General features: G+C 69.7%; 19 protein-coding genes. 9 read left to right on the plus strand and 10 right to left on the minus strand.

Features of this window, described 5'->3' with window-relative positions; translation table 11 throughout:
• Positions 1-164: 164 nt before the first annotated feature.
• On the minus strand, positions 165-1,034 hold the full coding sequence (locus tag OV208_RS02380) for a hypothetical protein (protein WP_267572146.1): 870 nt from the start codon (positions 1,032-1,034) through the stop codon (positions 165-167).
• A gap of 198 nt (positions 1,035-1,232) precedes the next feature.
• On the opposite strand from OV208_RS02380, the gene OV208_RS02385 reads away from it, so the two are divergent.
• Both OV208_RS02385 and OV208_RS02390 read left to right on the plus strand, forming a co-directional pair.
• Positions 1,233-1,964 (plus strand): transglycosylase domain-containing protein, encoded by a 732-nt coding sequence (locus tag OV208_RS02385; RefSeq protein ID WP_267572147.1) that lies wholly within the window; start codon positions 1,233-1,235, stop codon positions 1,962-1,964.
• 163 nt (positions 1,965-2,127) lie between these two features.
• Complete coding sequence (locus OV208_RS02390; protein WP_267572148.1) at positions 2,128-2,874, plus strand: hypothetical protein; 747 nt, start codon at positions 2,128-2,130, stop codon at positions 2,872-2,874.
• A 72-nt stretch (positions 2,875-2,946) separates the two neighbouring features.
• On the opposite strand, the gene OV208_RS02395 is transcribed toward OV208_RS02390, so the two are convergent.
• Positions 2,947-3,684, minus strand: coding sequence for a MerR family transcriptional regulator (locus tag OV208_RS02395; protein WP_267572149.1), 738 nt, complete (start codon positions 3,682-3,684; stop codon positions 2,947-2,949).
• Positions 3,685-4,044: 360 nt separating this feature from the next.
• On the opposite strand from OV208_RS02395, the gene rsgA reads away from it, so the two are divergent.
• On the plus strand, positions 4,045-5,139 hold the full coding sequence (gene rsgA, locus OV208_RS02400) for a ribosome small subunit-dependent GTPase A (RefSeq protein ID WP_267572150.1): 1,095 nt from the start codon (positions 4,045-4,047) through the stop codon (positions 5,137-5,139).
• A gap of 64 nt (positions 5,140-5,203) precedes the next feature.
• On the opposite strand, the gene OV208_RS02405 is transcribed toward rsgA, so the two are convergent.
• Together OV208_RS02405 and OV208_RS02410 are read right to left on the minus strand one after the other, a co-directional pair.
• The gene (locus OV208_RS02405; RefSeq protein ID WP_267572151.1) at positions 5,204-5,743 is read right to left on the minus strand and encodes a hypothetical protein; all 540 of its coding nucleotides are present in this window, start codon (positions 5,741-5,743) and stop codon (positions 5,204-5,206) included.
• Positions 5,744-5,836: 93 nt separating this feature from the next.
• Positions 5,837-6,442, minus strand: coding sequence for a TetR/AcrR family transcriptional regulator (locus tag OV208_RS02410; protein ID WP_267572152.1), 606 nt, complete (start codon positions 6,440-6,442; stop codon positions 5,837-5,839).
• 142 nt (positions 6,443-6,584) lie between these two features.
• On the opposite strand from OV208_RS02410, the gene OV208_RS02415 reads away from it, so the two are divergent.
• On the plus strand, positions 6,585-7,334 hold the full coding sequence (locus OV208_RS02415) for an SDR family NAD(P)-dependent oxidoreductase (protein WP_267572153.1): 750 nt from the start codon (positions 6,585-6,587) through the stop codon (positions 7,332-7,334).
• A gap of 19 nt (positions 7,335-7,353) precedes the next feature.
• Here the strand turns inward: OV208_RS02415 and OV208_RS02420 are convergent, their stop codons facing one another.
• Together OV208_RS02420 and OV208_RS02425 are read right to left on the minus strand one after the other, a co-directional pair.
• Positions 7,354-7,587: a hypothetical protein gene (locus tag OV208_RS02420; RefSeq protein ID WP_267572154.1), complete on the minus strand. Its 234-nt coding sequence runs from the start codon at positions 7,585-7,587 to the stop codon at positions 7,354-7,356.
• A gap of 29 nt (positions 7,588-7,616) precedes the next feature.
• A complete protein-coding gene (locus OV208_RS02425; protein ID WP_267572155.1) occupies positions 7,617-8,459 on the minus strand; it encodes a 2-oxo acid dehydrogenase subunit E2 in 843 nt (280 codons plus the stop codon).
• 129 nt (positions 8,460-8,588) lie between these two features.
• On the opposite strand from OV208_RS02425, the gene OV208_RS02430 reads away from it, so the two are divergent.
• From OV208_RS02430 to OV208_RS02445, 4 genes are all read left to right on the plus strand, one after another.
• Positions 8,589-9,524, plus strand: a complete 936-nt coding sequence (locus OV208_RS02430; RefSeq protein WP_267572156.1) for a DUF1684 domain-containing protein — start codon at positions 8,589-8,591, stop codon at positions 9,522-9,524.
• 119 nt (positions 9,525-9,643) lie between these two features.
• Positions 9,644-10,993 (plus strand): hypothetical protein, encoded by a 1,350-nt coding sequence (locus OV208_RS02435; protein ID WP_267572157.1) that lies wholly within the window; start codon positions 9,644-9,646, stop codon positions 10,991-10,993.
• Entirely contained in the window at positions 10,983-13,154 is a 2,172-nt protein-coding gene (locus OV208_RS02440) for a hypothetical protein (RefSeq protein ID WP_267572799.1), read from the plus strand. The genes OV208_RS02435 and OV208_RS02440 overlap by 11 nt, the downstream gene beginning before the upstream one ends.
• Positions 13,151-14,485 (plus strand): hypothetical protein, encoded by a 1,335-nt coding sequence (locus OV208_RS02445; RefSeq protein ID WP_267572158.1) that lies wholly within the window; start codon positions 13,151-13,153, stop codon positions 14,483-14,485. Before OV208_RS02440 ends, OV208_RS02445 begins: the two co-directional genes overlap by 4 nt.
• A gap of 86 nt (positions 14,486-14,571) precedes the next feature.
• Here the strand turns inward: OV208_RS02445 and OV208_RS02450 are convergent, their stop codons facing one another.
• Both OV208_RS02450 and OV208_RS02455 read right to left on the minus strand, forming a co-directional pair.
• Positions 14,572-15,402 carry a hypothetical protein gene (locus OV208_RS02450; RefSeq protein ID WP_267572159.1) on the minus strand — a complete coding sequence of 277 codons (831 nt, stop codon included), beginning with the start codon at positions 15,400-15,402 and terminating at the stop codon, positions 14,572-14,574.
• A 459-nt stretch (positions 15,403-15,861) separates the two neighbouring features.
• On the minus strand, positions 15,862-16,440 hold the full coding sequence (locus tag OV208_RS02455) for a type 1 glutamine amidotransferase domain-containing protein (RefSeq protein ID WP_267572160.1): 579 nt from the start codon (positions 16,438-16,440) through the stop codon (positions 15,862-15,864).
• Positions 16,441-16,614: 174 nt separating this feature from the next.
• Here OV208_RS02455 and OV208_RS02460 point away from each other — a divergent pair, with 174 nt between their 5' ends.
• Complete coding sequence (locus OV208_RS02460) at positions 16,615-17,781, plus strand: PQQ-dependent sugar dehydrogenase (RefSeq protein ID WP_267572161.1); 1,167 nt, start codon at positions 16,615-16,617, stop codon at positions 17,779-17,781.
• A gap of 5 nt (positions 17,782-17,786) precedes the next feature.
• Here the strand turns inward: OV208_RS02460 and OV208_RS02465 are convergent, their stop codons facing one another.
• Entirely contained in the window at positions 17,787-18,590 is an 804-nt protein-coding gene (locus OV208_RS02465) for an ABC transporter permease (RefSeq protein ID WP_267572162.1), read from the minus strand.
• The gene (locus OV208_RS02470; RefSeq protein WP_267572163.1) at positions 18,587-19,348 is read right to left on the minus strand and encodes an ABC transporter ATP-binding protein; all 762 of its coding nucleotides are present in this window, start codon (positions 19,346-19,348) and stop codon (positions 18,587-18,589) included. Before OV208_RS02470 ends, OV208_RS02465 begins: the two co-directional genes overlap by 4 nt.
• Between the last annotated feature and the right edge of the window lie 73 nt (positions 19,349-19,421).

The raw sequence follows: 19,421 nt of genomic DNA on the forward strand, positions 1-19,421 counted from the left end.
CTGCAAAAACGACCTGCGAACCCATGAATCTCCAGGGAGTTCGCGGACTTGTCGAATGCAAAGCCTGGGTCACCAGCACCCTTTTGTCGGGCACTGAACGACGAGACTGACCCCAGGTCACTGCATCCCCGGAAGCCCCGGACGGGAGCCTTCCCATAACAGCTTCAGGGCGGTGTGGCGGTGCAGGGAAAGCCGTCACACCCCTGGACGTACAGTGCCCGCCCCGAGAGTCGCCGGGCAGGCGCGCGGGTGCGGTCGGGCACTTCCTGACGGGCTCCGGAGCGGACATCGAAGCGGAGCGCGGCGGGGGGTGGCGCTTGCTCGGTCGCCCCACAGCGCAGCAGGACCTGATCCGGGGTGTCCAGCCACCAGAGGAACTCCACCGCGCACGGGGCCTCCGCGCGCACGAGCGCGAGCGTGCGGGCCTCATAGACGAGGACCCCTCCGCCCCACTCCACCGCCGCCAGCACGCCGCCGGGCCCCACGGAGAGCCGGCCTCCGGCTCCTGGCACCTGCGCCTGCCCCAGCACCTTGCCATCCGGGGCCACGGAGACGAGCTGCCCGGCGGCATCCAGCGCGATCACCCCACCCGCGTGGCCAACGAGCTCCTCGGGCGGAGTGATGTCCCCCACCTGCTGGAGCAGCCCGTCGCGCTCCCGCAGCAGATGGCCTCCCTCGGCGACCCACAGCGTCCGCTCCCCATCGAAGGCGAGCGCGGTGGCACCGGGAAACTCCAGCCGCGAGTGTTTGCCCTTCTCGCCACAGACGGCGACGACGCGAGGGCCGAACACCGCCGCGCGTGAAGCATCCGGCGCCACGGCCCAGCCCAGGCGCGTCGCCCCGGCGAGCTGCCGCGACAGACAGTCGTTGAGCACGCCCAGGTGCGCGTCTCCAGCGGGAGAGGCGATGAGGTACGGCAGGCTGGTGGTGGCGACGTAGAGCAACAGCCCCAGGCCCGCGGCGACGACGAGCGTGAGGGGCCAGGCGAGGACGCTCACGCTGCGTGGCAGCCGTGCGCCCTTGCGACCCGCCACCCCATGCCCATCCCGTCCGCCCACGCACGCTCCCTTCCGGGCCGGAGGACAGCACAGAACCGGCGTGAAGACTCGACGAGGAAGGACGCCCATGTCGCGGAAGCCCGCCTGCTGGACACCGAGAGCGTGGCAGGGACCCTGGCCTGTGTCCTGCAACCGAGGCCCGGCATGCGATTCCGCGCGCGTTGGCGTCAACGGATGCGGCTCCTCGGCCTCGGGTTGTGGGGCCTGGGCCTCGTGGGCGTGGGGCTCCTGGCCGCGATGGAGGGGTTCTACCGTCTGGAACTCCACCGGCTGCCGGAACTGCCTACACCGCCGGAAGCCACCGACAGGCTTCCCGCGAAGCTCGCCCGGACGTGGTGGAGCCTGTTCGAACCCGGCGCTACCCTGACGGTGGAGCCGGTGTGGCCCTGGACCGTTGTGGCGACGGTGTCACGGCCCCTCGTGTCCGGCTCGCCGCCGCCCATGCGTTCGGGCTGGAGTCTGGCGAGCGCGGTCGCGGACTCCTGGGAGGCCCACCCTTCTTCCACGGGCGAGCCGCTCCACTTGAAGTGGCCCCAGCGGCTGGCGCTGGGCATCTGGCTGACGCGTCACTGGAGCGCGGAAGAGCTGCTGGCCTTCCAGGCGCGGCACGTGAAGCTGGGACATGACGTCATCGGCGTGTCCGAGGGGGCGCGGCGATACCTGGCGAAGGAGACCGCGGGCATCACGTTCGCGGAGGCGGCACTGCTCACCTCGATAGCGGGCCTGGGCGGGACGCAGCGGGCACATCCGGAGTGTTTCATCGACCGGCTCCAACCGCGCAGGGATCGGCTGATCCAACGATTGCGCGAAGCGGGCGCCGTGACGCACGCCGAGGAAGCCGCGGCCCGGAGCGAGCCCGTCGTCGTGCGCCTCGCGGACTTCGACGCGCATCCCTGCCCGCGCTGAAGACCGCCGAGGAGGCGTGCGCAACCCCCTGGCTCCTCCCCTTTCGCCTCACGGGCGTCGTGCAGGCTGGCGACCTGCCATGTGCCGTCTTCTCTCCCTGGGTTGCGGTGTCGGGTGAAGCACACACCTTTATCCCTCAAGGGACGGGGAAAGGATTCCAGACATGCGACGCTCCATCACCACCGCGGCTTTGGCTTTCAGCTTTTTGCTCTCCACCAGCGCGCTCGCCCAGCAGGTAGGCGACGGGTCGAGCCCCGGGACGACCCCAGGCTCCTCCGGCACCTCGCCGGAGATGACCACCACGGGCCAGACGGGCACGGCGGGCTCCACCGGCACGTACACGCCGGGCACCAACAACTCCACGGGCGTGCAGACCGGCAACACCGCGACCGGCACCGGCGGTTCAGGGACCGGCGTGAACCCGATTCCGGGCACCACCGGCACTGGCACCACGGGGGGGAGCACCTCCGGCACGGGCGGCACCGGGACCAGCGGCATCGGCACGGGCTCGCCTACGGGCACCGGCTCCAGCGCGGACACCTACGGCACGGGCAGCACCGCGCCCTCCACCGGCACGGGCTCGTACACGTCACCTTCGACCGGGACGAGCACGGGCACCTACGGCGGCACGGGCACCTACGGCGGCACGGGCACCATTGGCGGCAGTGGGACGAACAGCACCGGCACCACGGGCGGCACGGGCACCGGCACCACGGGCGCCACCGCTCCCGGCACCGAGGGTAGCGACAGCACCGTCATCTCGCCGGGCGGCACCGGCACGGGCGGCACCGGCACCAGTGGCACGACCGGCGGCGTGGGCGGCACCGGCACCAGCGGTTCGGGTGGCACCATGGGTGGCGTGGGCGGCACCGGCACCGGCGGCTCCAATGGCACGCTCGGCGGCAACTAGCCTGCCCTCTCAAGCCCTGCATGACACGCGCGGCCGCCAGCACTTCGCTGACGGCCGCCGTCGTGTCTGTCTTTACTTCGGCGCATCCAGCGCCGCCATCGCCCGGCCCACGTACTCCATCAACTTGGGGTCGCGGCCCTGGCGCTGCGCCACCTGGGGCTCCTGCTGGTGCAGCGTGTTGAGCGACTTCTCGATGCCGGGGTTGCCGCCCGTGAAGGCGCGGACCAGCTCACGCCAGCGCGTGGCCAGCGTGCGCACCGGTTCGGCGGCGGGGTCGGTGCCCTTGGCCATCTCCTCCTGCATGCGAGCGATGAGGCGGGGCCACTCGGCCTCCACCTCCTTGATGGCGTCTTCGCCCAGGGACTGGCGGCGGGCTTCCAATTCCTTCAACTGCTCCGGGGTGTAGTGCTTTTCGAACAGGGTCATGGCCTCGATGGTGTGGAGGAAGTCGTCGGCGGAGACGGGCTCCGCCGCGCGCAACTGTCGTGCGATGGCATCCAGGCGCTCGCAGAGCTGACGTTGCTCCGCCAACTGCTCGCGCGCCCGTTGGAGCCGCAGCTCCACCACGCGCAGGGCGGAGAAGTCCGCCCGGCCCAGCGTCCCGGCGATCTCCTCCAACGAGAACCCGAGCTGCTTGAGCGACAGGATGTGACTCAGGCGGGCGATGTCCGCCGCCGTGTAGAGCCGGTGCCCCGACGCCGTGTGCGCCGAGGGTTTGAGCAAGCCAATCTCGTCGTAGTGGTGCAGCGCGCGGATGGACAGCCCCGTGCGCCGGGCCAGTTCCCCGACCTTCAGTTCCGTGTGCTGCATGCCTCACCCCTTTCCAGTCACCGTGCCGCTTTCATGACTGGATGTGATGGGTACAACCTCACGTCGCGTGAGGTGCAAGGGGGAAAAAGCAGGCCCTGGAGGAGGGGGTCGCCAACGGCCGACCGGTGTTGATAGGGTCCCGTCCCGGTCCGGCGATGGACGCCGGCTCCCGCGCACCACCAGGAGGCTTCCCAGATGAACCTGCCACTTGTCGCCGTCGCGGTCCCTGCCCTCCTCTCGCGGGCGCTCGTCAGCTGAGCCGGTTCGAAGCACCTTCCGCCGCAGCGCGAGCCCCCTGTCCGCCAGGCGTCCCGGAGCCATCCGGATTGCCCAGGCACCGCTCTGCCCGGAGTCTCCTTCGTGTCACTTGAATCCCTCGGCTGGGGTCCCGATTTCGACCTCGCGCTGTCCGCTTCGCAGTCCACTTCCGCCGTCTCCCTCGTCCCCGGCCGCGTCGTGCGCCAGCACCGGGGCCTGCTCACCGTCCAGACTTCCAGCCGGGCCCTGCTCGCCCGCGCCGCCGGGCGGCTCCTCCACCAGGCCGAGTCCGCCGAAGCGCTGCCCACCATTGGCGACTGGGTGCTCCTGCAACCGCCGTCGTCCGGTGACGGCGAGGCGCTGATGCAGGCCGTACTGCCCCGCCGCAGCGTCCTCAAGCGACGCGAGGCGGGCAGCGAACACGATGGGCAGCTCATCGCCGCCAATGTGGACGTGGTGTTCCTGGTGGTGGGCCTGGATGGCAACTTCAACCCGCGCCGCATCGAACGGGCCCTCACCCTGGCCTGGAACAGCGGCGCCACGCCCGTCGTCCTCCTGAGCAAGGCGGACCTCGCGGCGGATGCCGCCGCGCGCGTCCTGGAGGTGCAGGCCCTGGCCCCCGGCGTGGACGTGCTCGCGGTGAGCGCGAAGGAGGACCTGGGCATCGAGGAGGTGCGCGCCCGGATTCCGGCCGCGAAGACGGGCGTGCTGCTGGGCTCGTCGGGCGTGGGCAAGTCCACGCTCGCCAACCGCCTGCTGGACGCCGCGCGCCTCGTCACCCAGCCCGTGCGGGCGGAGGACGACAAGGGCCGGCACACCACCACGCACCGCGAGCTGTTCGTGCTGGACCACGGCGGGCTCGTCATCGACGGGCCCGGCATGCGCGAATTGGGGCTGTGGGGCGAGGACGAGAAGGTGTCCCTGGCCCAGGCCTTCGCGGATGTCTTCGCGCTGGCCGAGGGCTGCCGCTTCAACGACTGCGGACACCGGAACGAACCAGGGTGCGCGGTGACAGCGGCGGTGCAGGCCGGCACGCTCCCCGAGGAGCGGCGCGCCAACTTCGAGAAGCTCCTGCGCGAGCAGTCCTCCACCGCCCGTCAGGTGGACGCCGCCGCGCAGCGGGAGAACAAGCGCACCCAGCGCAAGCAGACGCAGGACGGCGCCCAGCGGGGCCGCGCGAAGCGGCGCGGCGAATAGACAGACACCCTGGAGCACGGCGCGGAGCCACCTGCTTTCCGCGCCGTGGCTCCGACGGGTGGCTTCAGAGTCCGGGGTTCGTCTCCGGCACCGAGCCGGACGGCGGAAGCGGGGTCGGGGTGGAAGGCACCTGGACCGGGATGTCCGAGTCGTCGGGCGCGCGGCCCGGGGCCTCCAGCGGCATGCCCGGGGTCGGAAGCCCGCTCTGGTCTTCCGCGGCACAGGCATAGGCCACCGTGCGCGTGCCCACGAGCAGCAGGGGCAGCATCACGCCATACCCCACGCAACTGTTGGCCTCGTCGTCCGAGACGTTGCTTCCGGAGCACACCGCCCCGCCAACCAGGGCGCCCGCGGCCACGAGGCCCGCCTGGATGAAGAAGTCCAGGGGGGTCACCCGGCTCTGCGCCCAGGCCACGCCGTTCTGGCACTCGCTGCCGGGCGGCTTGGACAGGGGCACCAGTCCCGCCGCCGTGAACCATTGCCGGTCCTCATGGTGGGGCCCCTGTTCGGGTCGCAGGTTCGTGGTGATGTGGGTCCGATAGCAGCCCGTCTGTCCCAACATCAGCGCCGCCATCGACAGCGCGACCGCGTGTGCCTTCCGCATGCGTTGCCCCATCCCGGTGAGTGACCGTGCGTCCGGCCTGGGCCCGTGCCTAGCCCGAAGCGGCACGTCGCGGGAAGAGGGGGACGGCGCAACCTACCGACGCCGCCGGGCGCTGACGGGCAGCCCGTCGAACGCGGTCTCCACCATGCCGCGCAGGGACGCTTCGTCCATGCCGGCCTTGCCCAGGGCCTCCAGCCCCCGGAACACCGCGAGCAGCATCGCCGCCAGCTTCCGGGGGTCCGCGCTGGCGGCCACGTCGCCGTGGCGCTGCGCCTTCGCGAGGCAGTCCGTGAACCGCTCCTCCATGTCATGGAAGGCCTGGAGCGCCCGGGCCGTCACGTCCGTCGCGCCCTCCGAAGCCAGCTCCGCGGTGCCCCGCGCCAGCAGGCACCCCCGGCGGCTCGGCCCCGCGGACGCCGTGGCCGCCCCCAGCATGTAGTGCCGCAGGCGCTCCAGGGCTCCGGCGTCCGGGCCCTCCAACGCCTGCCGCATCGACTCCATGGAGTTCGTGCAGTAGCTGTCGAAGATGCGCAGGAAGAGCTGATGCTTGTCGCCGAAGGCCCCGTAGAGGCTGCCCTTGCCCAGCCCCGTGGCCCGCATCAGGTCATCCATGGAGGTCGCCGCGTAACCCTTGTTCCAGAACTGGTCGCGCACCGCGCGCAGCACCTGGGCTTCGTCGAACGTTCGTGGCCGGGCCATGGGGATAAATTAAAAGTTATTGACCGCCCGGTCCACCATTCTTAGATATGGACTACAAAGTCCATAACACTCCGCTGGCACAGGGGGCGGGTGGGCAGGGGCTTCGCGGGGCGCACGGCTTCGCGCGTGAAGGAGCAGGACCATGGGCAGGCTCGACGGAAAAGTGGCGGTCGTGACGGGTGGGACGACGGGCATCGGCTTCGCGACGGCGAAGCGCTTCGCGAACGAGGGGGCGAAGGTGTTCCTCACCGGCCGCCGGGAGGTGGAGGTGGACCGGGCCGTGAAGGAGATTGGCCACGGCGCGGTGGGCGTCCGTGGAGACGTGTCGGTGCTCGCGGACCTGGACCGGCTCTACGCGGCGGTGAAGGAGCAGGCGGGGCACATCGACGTGGTGTTCGCCAACGCGGGCCTGGGCGAGTTCGCGCCGCTGGGCTCCATCACGGAGGAGCACTTCGACAAGACCTTCGACGTCAACGTGAAGGGCACGCTGTTCTCGGTGCAGAAGGCGCTCCCGCTCTTGAAGGATGGCGGGTCCGTCATCCTGACGGGCTCCATCGCGGGCTCGGATGGCACGCCAGCCTTCAGCGTCTACTGCGCCACCAAGGCCGCCATCCGCTCGTTCGCGCGCACCTGGGCGTCGGACTTGAAGGAGCGCCGCATCCGGGTGAACACCCTCAGCCCGGGCCCCATCGACACGCCGGGACTCAGCGGGCTGGCGCCCAACGCGGACGCGGCGGCCCAGCTCAAGAAGCACCTGACGGCCACCATCCCCCTGGGCCGCATGGGCGAGCCGGACGAGGTGGCCAAGGTCGCGGTGTTCCTCGCCACGGACGACAGCAGCTTCGTCAACGGCGTGGAGCTGTTCGTGGACGGCGGCTCCGGGCAGGTTTGAGCGCGGTCCCGGGACGACGTCAGCCTTCCTTGCCGTCGTCCGGGTTCGACGCGCCCAGCTTGCGCAGCTTCGCGGCGAAGGGGCTCTCGCCGTTCACCGGCAGGGGGCCTCCCGCCATGCGCTGGCGGCGGTCCATCGCGAGGGGCCCTTCCGCGGGGCCCTCCAGCGATTCCTTCTCGAAACGGTCCTGGCCGCCCAGCACGCGCCCCACGGGGCGGGACGAGCCGACACGACGGAAGGGATCCACGGACATGGCGGTGACCTCCAGGTGAGGTCCCCGTTCTACCGCGCTTCGCCCCCGGGTGCATCCCACCCCCGGGGGTCCTCCAGCGCTCCGCCGATGTGCCGGAGCACCCGCGCCGCCAGGTCCACATCGATGAGGCGCGCGTCCCAGGTGCAGGTGAGCGTCATCGCCTTGCCGGGCACCAGCGCGCCTGCTTCCACCACCGGCACGTCGCGCACCTTGCCTGGGGCCAGCAGCAGGGGCACGCGGGTGTAGGGCACCATGGCCACGAAGCCCTGCTCCAGGCCCAGCGAGCCCAGGTTCGTCACCGCCACGGAGCCGAACGGGTCGAAGGGCATGCCCACGAAGCGCAGGTCCACGTTCAGCCCGTACCAGACGAACGACAACAGCCGCAGCGCGGGGCCCATCAACCAGCCGGGCAGGAGTGACGAGCGGCGCTTGCCCCGCTCAATCTCCACGTCCTCGCGCGCCCGCACCCGGGACACCTTCGCTTCCAGCGCGTCGGCCAGGGCCTCCAATGGCATCGCATCCGCGCGGTGCACGGTGGCGGTGGTCAGGTCCACCCGCGCTGAGCCGTGCGCCGGCTGCACCACCAGCACGCACACGCCCACGTCCTGCCTCTGCCAGGGGCGGTTGCCGCGCAGCACGACGTTCGCTTCGGGGTGGAGGCGCAGCGCGTCCGCGGCGGCCTTCGCCACCAGGTGCGTCACCGTCAGCCGCCGGCCTGTCCGGGTGCGGTGCGAGGCCATGAACTCGAGCGCTGGCTCCATGCGGACCTCCAGCGACGCGTAGGCGGTAGGGTCTCGGGGCGCACGCCACGTGCCCAGCGCGAGCTTGCGGAAGGCACTGGCGGGGGGCGCGGGTTTCAGGTCCAGGTTCATGGGGAGCCCCTGCGGCATCGCACGCGGGTGGACAGCGCGCAACCGGGAGCGCTGCGCGCGGCAGTGCGCCCCTGTTAGACAGCAGGGCCGCGAAGTCCTCCCCTCCCCCACGCCCCGAGGCCCATCCGCATGAGCACCCTCGCCCTGGTCCTGTCCCTTTGCCTGCAGGCCGCGCCGCCCGCGAAGGCGCCCCCGAAGCCCCCGGCCCCCACCGCGGAGAAGAAGGCCCCGGCGACGCAGGCAGAGGACGTCGTCTCCGCCACCCAGGCGTGGCATGCGCAGCGGGTGCGGGAGTTGTCGACGGAGGACGGCTGGCTGACGCTGGTGGGGCTCACCTGGCTGAAGGAGGGTGAGCAGACGGTGGGCTCGGCGCCCGACAGCGCGGTGCGCCTGCCCGCGTCGGTGCCGGCGAAGGCGGGCGCCTTCGTGCGCGAGGGCAGCACCGTGCGCTTCCAGCCAGCGGCGGGCGTGGTCTTCACGAAGGAGGGGCAGCCCTTCACGGGGGGTGCGCTGAAGACAGACGAAAAGGGCGCGCCGGACGTGCTGCGATTGGGCAGCGTGAACTTCCAGGTCATCCACCGGGGCGACAAGCTGGGCGTGCGGGTGAAGGACGCGGAGGCCCCCGCGCGCAAGCAGTTCCACGGCATCCCCACCTACGCGCCCAGCGCCGCGTGGAAGGTGGAAGCGAGGCTGGTGCCGGACTCCGCGTCACGCACCATCACCGTGCCCAACGTGCTTGGCACGCAGGATCAACTGCCGTCGCCCGGAGCGCTCGTGTTCACCGTGGCGGGCAAGGAGTACCGCCTGCTGCCGGTGCAGGATGAGGGCTCGGATGAGCTGTTCATCATCTTCGGTGACGAGACGAACCGCGACGCCACCTACGGCGCCGGCCGCTTCCTCTCCGCGCCGCTGCCGGACCAGGACGGGCGCGTCGTGCTGGACTTCAACCGCGCCTACAATCCGCCGTGCGCCTTCTCCGCCTTCGCCACCTGCCCGCTGCCTCCGCGCGGCAACCGTCTGGCATTGCGCGTGGAAGCCGGTGAGAAGCGCGCGGGAGACCACTGACCCTCTCCAGCGTCGGCCCCTTCCCCCATCCCGAGCGTGACGCTCGACTGGAACCGCCGCGCTGAACGTCAGACGCATGTCCTTTGCTGCCTCTTCCGGGCTTATCACGGGAGGCAGGAATGCGGATGCATTGGGGTTGCGCAGTCTGGCTGTGGCTGACGTCGCCGTTCGTCGCGTGGGCGCGTGACGTCCCGGAGTCCCTGAAGGAGGGGCCAACATCACCACCGGGCGCGTGGCATTTCCTGACGCGCCTGGAAGCGACCACGCTGGCGCTATCACCGCGTATGGGCATGGGGATGGACGAGGGATTCCTCCAGGTGGAGCCCCTGCTGGTCGTGGACGGAGCAGAGGCATTCGGTCTCAACCTGGGCGCCCCGGTGCGGCTGCGCTTGTGGGGTGGAGGGACTGAGGCCGGACTCATCCGGAAGGAGGACTGGGACACACTGTCGGACTGGGGGCAGGTGGTCCGCCTCCTTTCGCTGGGCAGCGACGCGTCCCCGGTCTCACTGTGGGCCGGCTCCCTGGATTGCTACAGCCTGCTGTCCGGACATCTGGTGCGGCGCTACTCCAACCGAGCCAACCCGGACTACCACCCGGCCGGGGCGGTGCTGACGGGCACGCTGGGGCCGCTCTACGCGGAGGCATTCACCTCGGATGTGCTGGGGACGCGGCTCGTGGGCGCGGAGGTTGAAGTGGACGTGGCCCACGTCCTCGGAGGCCGACCCATGCAACCCGGGCGGTACACTTTGGCACTGTCCGCCGTGCATGACGGGGCACGCCCCGGAGGCACGGCACGGCCGGTAACACTCGCACATGTCGACGGCACGGCGGTGGTGTGGGTGCGACGGGGCAACGACGGGGGTGTCGAAGCCCAGGTCTTCGCCGGATGGGGCGGACGACCTGGGGAAGCCGACGCATGGGGCGCGGTGGCCGGCCTGGGCTTGGACGCGGTGTCACCAACGCTGGACGTCCTGGCCCGGCTGGAGGTGCGCCTTCAGCGCGGAGGCTTCCGGCAGAGCTACTTTGGCCAGGACTACGAGCTGGCGCGCTTCCAGGTGGCGGGAGGCGCTGGGGTAGCGCTGGCGGAGGCGACCTTCCCCACCGGGGCCTCCACCTTCGGGGAGGTGATTGTCGGTTGGGACGCCGTGCGCCTGGGGGATCTGGTGCGGCGACACCTGCGCCTCTCCGTGTCCACGGAGGCTTTCAGCTGGGGCCGCGTGGACGCGGACGTGCGGCTGGCCGCGCAGCTCTTCCACCGGGAGGTCGAAGTGGCCTTTCGAGGCCTTGCGGTCGGGATGCGCCAACCGGGAGTGCGCTACCTGACGTCGGGCGAAGTGCGCTGGCGTTTCCTCGGTGGCCGGCTGTACGCCCTGGGGCAGGGCGGCACCCTGCTGTACCCAACCCCGGAGGGGACGCTGCGCCCGGGAGCCTTCGCCTCCGTGGGAATGGGGGTGGATGATGCGCGCTGAGTCCTTGAGGTGCGGATGGGTCCTGCCCTGCATCGCGCTCCTGCTCAGCGCCGGGTGCGTCACGCAGCCAGTTCGGGCCCACGCCGGTGGAACCTGGGCCCACGGGCCGCGCACCCCATCGGCATCGTGGGAGACGGCGGGCCACGAGCCCTCGCACGGAGCGCCTTCACCGCTCGTGGCGTCGGCCGCGGAAGCGCGATTGCGCCATCGACAGGGTCCGAAGCGTGAGCAGGGCGCGAATGCCTCCAGGGTAGACCCCGCCGAAGCGTCAGGCGAAGCGCTCATCTCCTGCGGCGGTGACAGCGTCCCTCCGGGCTGGCCCCACCTGGAGTCCAGCGAGGAGGTACTCGCCCCCTTCCTGACGTGCGCCTCGCCCGCCGGATTCGTGGCGATGCAGCGTGGCGTGGACATGCCCCGGCTGGTCGCATCCTTGAAGGACTGGGACGCCGTCCGGCTTGGAGCCCTGGGCCCCTTGAGCGCGGACGCCGCGCTCGTCCTCAATCGCAAGCGCGCCGCCTTCCTCGTCACCGCGACGGAGAAGTACGGCGTCCCCCTGGCGGAGGTATTCGCCCTCTTCATCCTCCACTCCGCCTTCGATGATGAACTGCGCGCGGTGCTTCAACTGCTGGCCCGGGACAAACAACTCGGTGAGGTGCTGGGTGGCATGTCCACCGTGCGCGAGGAATTGAAAGAGCGGGGGCTGAAGCTCTCGGAGTTCCCCGAACGGGCGGAACAGGCCGGGGACGTGCTCCGGGGCCTGGGCCGGGCAGGCAGGGATGTACTCTCAAGCAGCCAGGTGAGCGCAGGGGCCCGGTACATGGATCTCTCCGCGAAGCGTGGGCAGTTGCCGCCGCCCTATCAGCAGGCCCTGGATGAGGTGGAGCAGGCACTCATGGAGCAGCACTTCGCGCCGGACAGTGTGGCGCTGGGGAGCTTCGACCACCTGACCTTCGGCGTGCCCCTGGGCTTCTTCCACCTGTTGGCTGGCACCGGACGGGGGGCGTACTCCCTGACGCAGGGCCGGTACGAGCAGGCCACACGCGAGCTTGCGCCAGCGGCATTGATGGTGGCGCTGTATGCCGGAGGCAAGGGCGCGCGTTCTCTCTCGGAAACCGTGAGGAACGGGCGGGGCGGCGGACGACGACTCCAGATGCCAGCGCTCGATCTGGAGGGGCTGAAGGCAGTGGTGGCGCAGTTGGAGGACCGGCTGGGTGTCAACGCGGCTCGCGAACTGCTGCGCTACATGCAAGCGAACCGGGAAGGGGCCCTGCTCGCGGCGGAGTGGGGAGAAGCCGGGGCGCTGGCCTTGCACGAAGCCCGAGGCAATCCGGCGAAGGCGCAGGCCCTGTTGGCGGAGGCGAGTCGCGAGCGGCCGGTCGCATCTTCAGCGAGGAACGGCGGCAGCACGTCCTCGCTGGCGAAAGAGGCGGCTGGCATCCCTCGGGAAGTCCTGGAAGCCAGACTGGCCCAGGTGGAGCTGGAGTCCACGGGTCCTCGCCTGACCGCGGATGTCGCGCTGCTGAAGAAACAACATCCGTCGCGGGAGGCACCGCCGCCCGGAGCCGAAGGACACCCGCTCTGGCACGACTACGTGGCGTACCGGGAGAGCCGGCTGGTGGAACTGGAGCAGGCAACCGCCACCAAGGGGCCTCTGCGATGGGACGGATACCTCGACCTGCGGGGCGTGTTCGCCCGGGGGTTGCAGTTCGAGCGTCTCATGGTGTCCAGGTTGAGGGCGGACGCGGCGCGAGCGCCGGCACAGCGGCAGTGGCTCAAGGACTTCAACCAGCCCCGCATCGAGACACATGTCGGCGTGGCGAAGGCGGATCTCCGCTTCGCGGATGTGCTCGTCATCGAGGAGAAACCACCCGCCGGACAGCCCCCACGCGTGGAGACGTTCAGCTTCAAGAGCCGCGACCTCACTTCTCTGAAATCAAAAGAGTTGACGGCTCGGATGGCAGCGGACGCGAATGAAGCCCTGGGGTATTACGGCGAGGAACTGAACATCCGCCGGCCCGGACTGATGATGAAGGCGAAGGTCCAGAAGGTCCGTCTTGTCTACGAAGGTGGCAGATTGGCCCCCAGCAGCCCCCAGGCGCTGACCGCCGCACTGGACAGGCTCAAGATCGAGGTCGAGGGAGTGGAGATCCAATTCCAATGAAGTCGCTGACACTGCGGGACCTGAACCTCGAAGACAGCTTGTCGCTTTACTACGATGGCTGCTTCGATCAGCACGCCCCTCTAACTCACGAGTTGGCCCCCTTCATCCAGGCGCTCGAAGAGCACGCAGGCGACTGGATGCCGGATATCGTCAAAGGCAAGCGGCAGCGCAAGTACTCTCAGGCCTCCATCTGGAAGGCTTTGGAGGAAGAGCGTGGCGAAAAGAGCACAAGCATCGTGTTCTTTCGACGGAAGCCTCCCAACATGTCGTTGACGCTCTATCTGGGCCTGAAGACGCGGCGGCCCATGATGGGCATCATCCTCCATGTGCAGCCCCTCTCCTTCTTCTCGGAGGAAGACCGCTGCCGCCAGTTCGTGGACATGATCCGGGCCTGGGCCTCCCGGTATCCGGTCCCCCATACCGCGGCGCACAGCGAGGCCGACGAGCAGTTGGCGGGGGCCCCCTACTTCGGCCGCGACGAGCAGGTCGCGCGAGCAGACGGCTTCGACAAGATCTACGAGGTCTGCTGGCTCAACGTCTTCGGCCCGAAGCTGGTGGAAGCCGTCGGCCGGGAGCGGATGCTGTCCACGCCAGCGCACCGGGTGGAGGAGCTTCCCGACGGCTCCGTCCTCCTGGTGACCTGGCCCATCGCCGCCGACTTCGCCAGCGAGGCCGCACGCCTGGCGCAGGCGCGAGCGATGGTCCACCTGCGGCCGGAGCTCGACTTCGACGCCGTGCTCGGCGGCCTGCGCGAGCGCAGCGCGGCCCTGGTCCCCGTCGAGCCTCGCTTCGATCCGGAGGTGGCGGCGCTCCTTTCCCTCCTTCCGGACGTAGCCCCCATCGGTGAGCGCCAGCGAAGGATCGCCGAACTCAATGCCTACCATCCCCCCGAGCCGGAGGAATGGCTTCCCGTCCCACTGCCTTGCGATGTCGAGGACCCAGGCCTCGCCCGTGAACACTACGCGGAGCTCGCGGAACAGCTCGTCGTGCTTCTGCATACCCAGGTGGCGTCGCTCTTCAAGGCAACGCCCGAGTCGCTGACGGAGGTCGACTTCCACCTGTGGAGGCTGGACATCCCGGGGCGCTACGAAAGGGAGATGCTCGACACGACCGTGGTGCCCGCCCTTGGCGCGTACCTGGGCGAGGTCCTGGTCCGACACCTCGGCGGGCAGTGGATCCCCCGCAGGAAGCTGGAGGAGGCACAGGTGCGTGTTGGCGATCGCGTCTGGATGCCCTTCGTCCGCGCCCACCGCTACCTGCGCTCGCGTCAGGCCCTGCTGGATTGCTCCCTGACGCAGCTCTACCGCGTCGCGGAGCGGCATCGCGCCTGACGGAGAGAGTCCCAAAACGCCACCGCCCGCTTCCCGGCTGAAGGGAAACGGGCGGCGAAGGGCTTCGAGCCAGGGCGCGCGGGGCTTCAAACCTGGAGGGTCTTCTCCAGCTCCGCCAGACGGAAGCGCGCCAGCGCCAGGTTCGCGCTCGCGCGGTGCAGCGCGATGTAGAGGAACAGGCCGTCGCGCGCCGAGAGCGGACGGATGATGTGGTACTGCTCGCCGAGGGTGATGAGGATGTCCTCGATGCGGTCCTTGATGCCCAGCAACTGCATCGTCTTCATCTTGGCGCGCACCACCTCCGTGTTGCCCGCGGCCGCCGCCTCGATGTTGAACCCCGCGGAACCGGCGCTGCCCAGGGTCATGCCGCTCTTCGCATCGGCCAGACAGACCGCGAAGGCGCCGTCGATCTTGAGAGCTTCTTCCAGCGCCTGCTTCACGTTCGCCATTGCTTCTCTTTCCAATAGGGAGGGAGGGACCTGCGACTGCGGTGCTTCGGAGGGCGGCTGCGCGGGGAACGCCAGCTCCTCCAACTTGAAGGTCATCTGACTGGAGTAGGAGCGCGGCTGCGGCACGAAGAGGGCCTGCACCTCCGTCAGCCCCAAGAGCGCGTCCAGCTGTCCGCCCAGGTGCCGGCACAAGAGGTCGCGCAGCGTGTCGCGCGCCACCAGGCCCCAGGCCACCAGCGTCTCGCAGAAGTTGCCGCCGTTCTTGCGGCACTCCGACATCACCTGTTCGACGTCTTCCCGGCTCACCAGCCGCGCATCGATGAGCGCCGTGGAGAAGCTGCGCGCCCCGGGCCCCGTGAGGACCGTCCACGCCACCTTGCGCTCCACCACGAAGATGCGCCCGGAGACCGAGGTGGACTTCACAACCACCTCTCCCCCCAGCTTGCTCTCCAGGGCCTCATGCAGCACGGCCCGGACAACCTGTCGCGGCGGGGAGGTCACGGTTCGGGATGCCAGGTTCATGAGGGGGGTCCGATGGCACCGCGCCGGGAGCGCGTCCGAGTCGCTTCGGACCGGACAATAAACAGCAGAAATGAATAATAGCAACTCAAGTGTAAAATCCAGGGAACGATTGACTCCCCTGGGGTACGGGAAACCCACTAAAGATGTTTCTGACCCCGCTCGCAAGACTGTTCTGGCGGAACAATCTCAGTTCAACGGAATGACAACCCTGAGGGTTGTATCCGGGTGCGTCATGGGGTGAGGGTTGGCGGGCTGACAGTCCAAGTCCCGGGGTTGTCTGGGGAGGCGGGCCGATGGGCCCCCGGACGCCCTCCCGCCAGTGAACACTTCAAGGCCCCCGGGTCGCATGGCATCCCGAGGGCCTGGGTCCTGTCGTTCCGCTCCGTACGAATCCCGCGCGACGGCTCAATGCATGGGCGGCGCGCGGTCCACGTTGGCCTCGGCGGCCTGGGCCGAGCCGATGCGCGGGGCGATGCCGCTCTTCACCTGGCGCAGCAGCGCGGCGCAGAAGGCGTCCAGGTCGTCCGGCTTGCGGGAGGTGATGAGGTTGCCGTCCTCCACCACTTCGCGGTCCACCCAGCGCGCGTTGGCGTTGATGAGGTCCGTCTTGATGGAGGGGAACGAGGTGACGGTGTGCCCGTCCGCGATGTCCGCCTCCACCAGCATCCACGGCCCATGGCAGATGGCGGCGATGGGCTTGTCCGCCTTGAAGAAGGCGCTCACGAAGCCGACCATCTTGATGTCCATGCGCAGGTGGTCCGGGGAATAGCCGCCGGGAATCACCAGCGCGGCGAAGTCGGTGGCATTCAGGTCCTTCACCGCCTTCTCCGTGGTGATTTCCGTCCCCTTCTTTCCCTTGAGGACCTTGCCTGCCTCCACGCCGATGATGACGGCCTCGTGCCCCGCCTGTTTCACCTTGTCGAAGGGGACGCTGAACTCCGAGTCCTCGAAATCGTTGGCCACGATGAATGCGATGCGCGCCATGGAACCGCCTCCTGCTGGGCGAAGATGTTGCTGAACCCGCCCGAGCAAGGTGCCCACGACAAGGGCCAAGACAACGCCGCGCGGGGCCCCTTCCCCTCGTGTGGTGCGCCCGCCTGCCCCCCTTCCAGGTCCATGGCGTGCGTTCACTGTCCCCAGGGCGGCTAGATTCCCCCCATGCGCTCCCGACGCCTGTTGCTGTCCGCCCTCGTCGTGCTCACCGCCTCCGCCACCGCCTGTCGCAAGAGCCAGGCGCAGGGCACCGCCGCCCCCGCGGACTGCATCCTGGTGGAGGACGGCTGGGGCCCGGACGGCACCGTCCCCATCGCCGTGGACGTGGTGGCTGAAGGATTGGAGGTCCCCTGGGGCGTGGCCTTCCTGCCAGGCGGCGACGCGCTCCTCACCGAGCGACCGGGCCGGGTGCGCCTGCTGCGCGGCGGCGCGCTTCAGCCCCAGCCCGTGGCCACGGTCCCCATCGCCGACAGCAGCGAGGGAGGCCTGCTGGGCATCGCCGCGCACCCGGACTTCGCGACGAACCGCCAGTTCTACCTGTACGTCACCACCGAAATGGACGGGAAGGCGCAGAACCGGGTGGAGCGCTGGACGCTGTCACCGGAGGGCACGAGCGCGACCTTCGAGCGGGTCATCCTGGGCGGCATCCCGTCCGCGAAGTACCACGACGGCGGACGGCTGCGCTTCGGGCCGGACGGCATGCTGTACGTGGGCACCGGCGATTCGCGCGAACCGGACCTGTCCCAGGACCCGGCGAGCACCGCGGGCAAATTGCTGCGGCTGACGCCCGAGGGCGCCATTCCCCAGGACAATCCCTTCGCGAACTCCCCCGCGTTCCTGTTGGGCGTGCGCAACACGCAAGGCTTTGACTGGAAGGACGCCGCGACGCTGTACCTCACCGACCACGGGCCCAGCGGCGAGACGATGCGCCGCGCGCACGACGAGGTGAACGTGGTGAAGGCCGGCGACAACCTGGGCTGGCCCGGCATCTATTCGTGTGAGACGCAGTCCGGCCGCATCACCCCGTCGCTCACCTTCGACGACGCGATGCCCCCGGGCGGCGCCGCCGTGTACACCGGCACCGCGATTGCCGAGTGGAAGGACTCGCTGCTCGTGGGCACGCTGGGCTCCCGGCACCTGCACCGGGTGGTGTTCGACGCGCAGGCGCCCAACCGCGTGGCGAAGCATGAGGTCTACCTGCGTGACACCTACGGCCGCCTGCGCGACGTGCTGATGGGCCCCGACGGCCACCTGTACGTCACCACCAGCAACTGCGATGGCCGGGGCGACTGCGGGCCCAAGAAGGACCTGCTCCTGCGCATCCGGCGCTGAAGAAATCAGTTCACGCTTTCGGCGCTGTAGCGGGCCAGCAGGCCCGTGCGCACCGCGTAGCGGTAGACCCACTGGAAGCACAGGGCCGCCAGCACGATGTCCAGCACGGCGAGCCCCAGCCCCCATCCGAGCATGCTGACGGGGAACTCCCCTCCCGCCGCCAGCGTGCGCACGCCTTCAAAGACATACGAAGGAGGCAGCGTGCGGCCCACCCACTGCATCCACTCCGGCAGCGTGGCCAGGGGATAGAAGACGCCCACGAACGGGGACAGCAGGCTGGGGATGGGCCAGACGAACCACTCCGCCGCCGGCCCCAGCCGCAGCACCAGCGCGCTGCCGAGGATTCCCAGCGCCGTCCCGAACAGGAACAGGATGAGGATGAAGGGCACGAACATCACGCCGTAGGCCGCGAAGGACAGGCCGAACACCGTGCTGGACAGCAGGAGCATCACGAGCAGCCCGATGGCGCTGGTCACGATGCTCGTCAGCACCAGCCCGCTCACGTACTCCGCCAGGGTGAGCGGCGTGGCGAAGACGTTGAGGAAGTTGCGGGACCAGACGTCCTCGAAGAACCCCATGGTCAGGCCCTGCATCACCCGGGCGAAGAAGTCCCAGAGCAGCACCGCGCCCAAGAGCGCCGGCACGAAGTCGTGGCCGTGCGAGGCCACGCTGTTGAGGTAGCGGGTCATGAAGCCCCACAGCACCATGTCCACGGCCACGAACGCGAAGAGCGGCACGACGCGCGCGAAGTTGCCCTTGTAGAGATAGAACTGGCGCAGGGCGATGCCCGCGATGCGGCTGGCGTTCATGGGGCGGGAGGCCTTTCCAGGGCCAGGGGTTCGTTGGCCACGGCGATGAACAGCGCCTCCAGCGTGTCGTGGCCGTGCTCACCGGGCAGCGTCTTCGGGTCGCCCTGGAGCAGCACCTTGCCGCGCGACATGAAGAGGACGCGGTCACAGACGGCCTCCACCTCGTACATGTTGTGCGACGTCCACAGCACGCCGCTGTCCCCCTTCCGGGCGAACGCGCGGATGCGGTCGCGGATGTCCACCGCCGTGGCCGGGTCCAGCGACGCGGTGGGTTCATCCAGGAGCAGCAGGCGCGGCTGGTTGAGCATGGCCTTGGCCAGCGAGACGCGTGTCTGCTCGCCGGAGGACAGCACGCCGCACTTGGTGTCCCGGAAGCGCTGGAGGTCGTACTCCGTGAGCAGCGCTTCGATGCGCGCGGACAGGCCCTTCACGTCGTAGATGAGGCCGAAGACGCGCAGGTTCTGCGCCACGGTGAGGTTGCCGGGCAGGGGCGCGTAGACGGCGGCGAAGTTGGTGCGCTCCAGCGCCTGCACCCGGCGGGAGGCCAGGTCCACGCCTTCGATGTGGATGGTGCCGGAGGTGGGCTCCAGCACGCCCAGGAGCATGTTGATGGTGGTGCTCTTGCCCGCGCCGTTGGGCCCGAGCAGCCCCACCACCTCCCGGCGCCCTACCTCGAAGGTGATGCCGTCCACGGCCATGCGGTCGCCGTACGCCTTCCTCAGCGAGGAGACGGACAGCACTGGGGGAGAAGGGGTCATCGCCCGACCTGCTGTACCACGCGCCCGCCCTCCCGCCAGGGAGCACCGTCGCGTCAGGGGAAGGCAAGCGGGC

Source organism: Corallococcus sp. bb12-1 (assembly GCF_026626765.1).
Taxonomy (GTDB): domain Bacteria; phylum Myxococcota; class Myxococcia; order Myxococcales; family Myxococcaceae; genus Corallococcus; species Corallococcus terminator.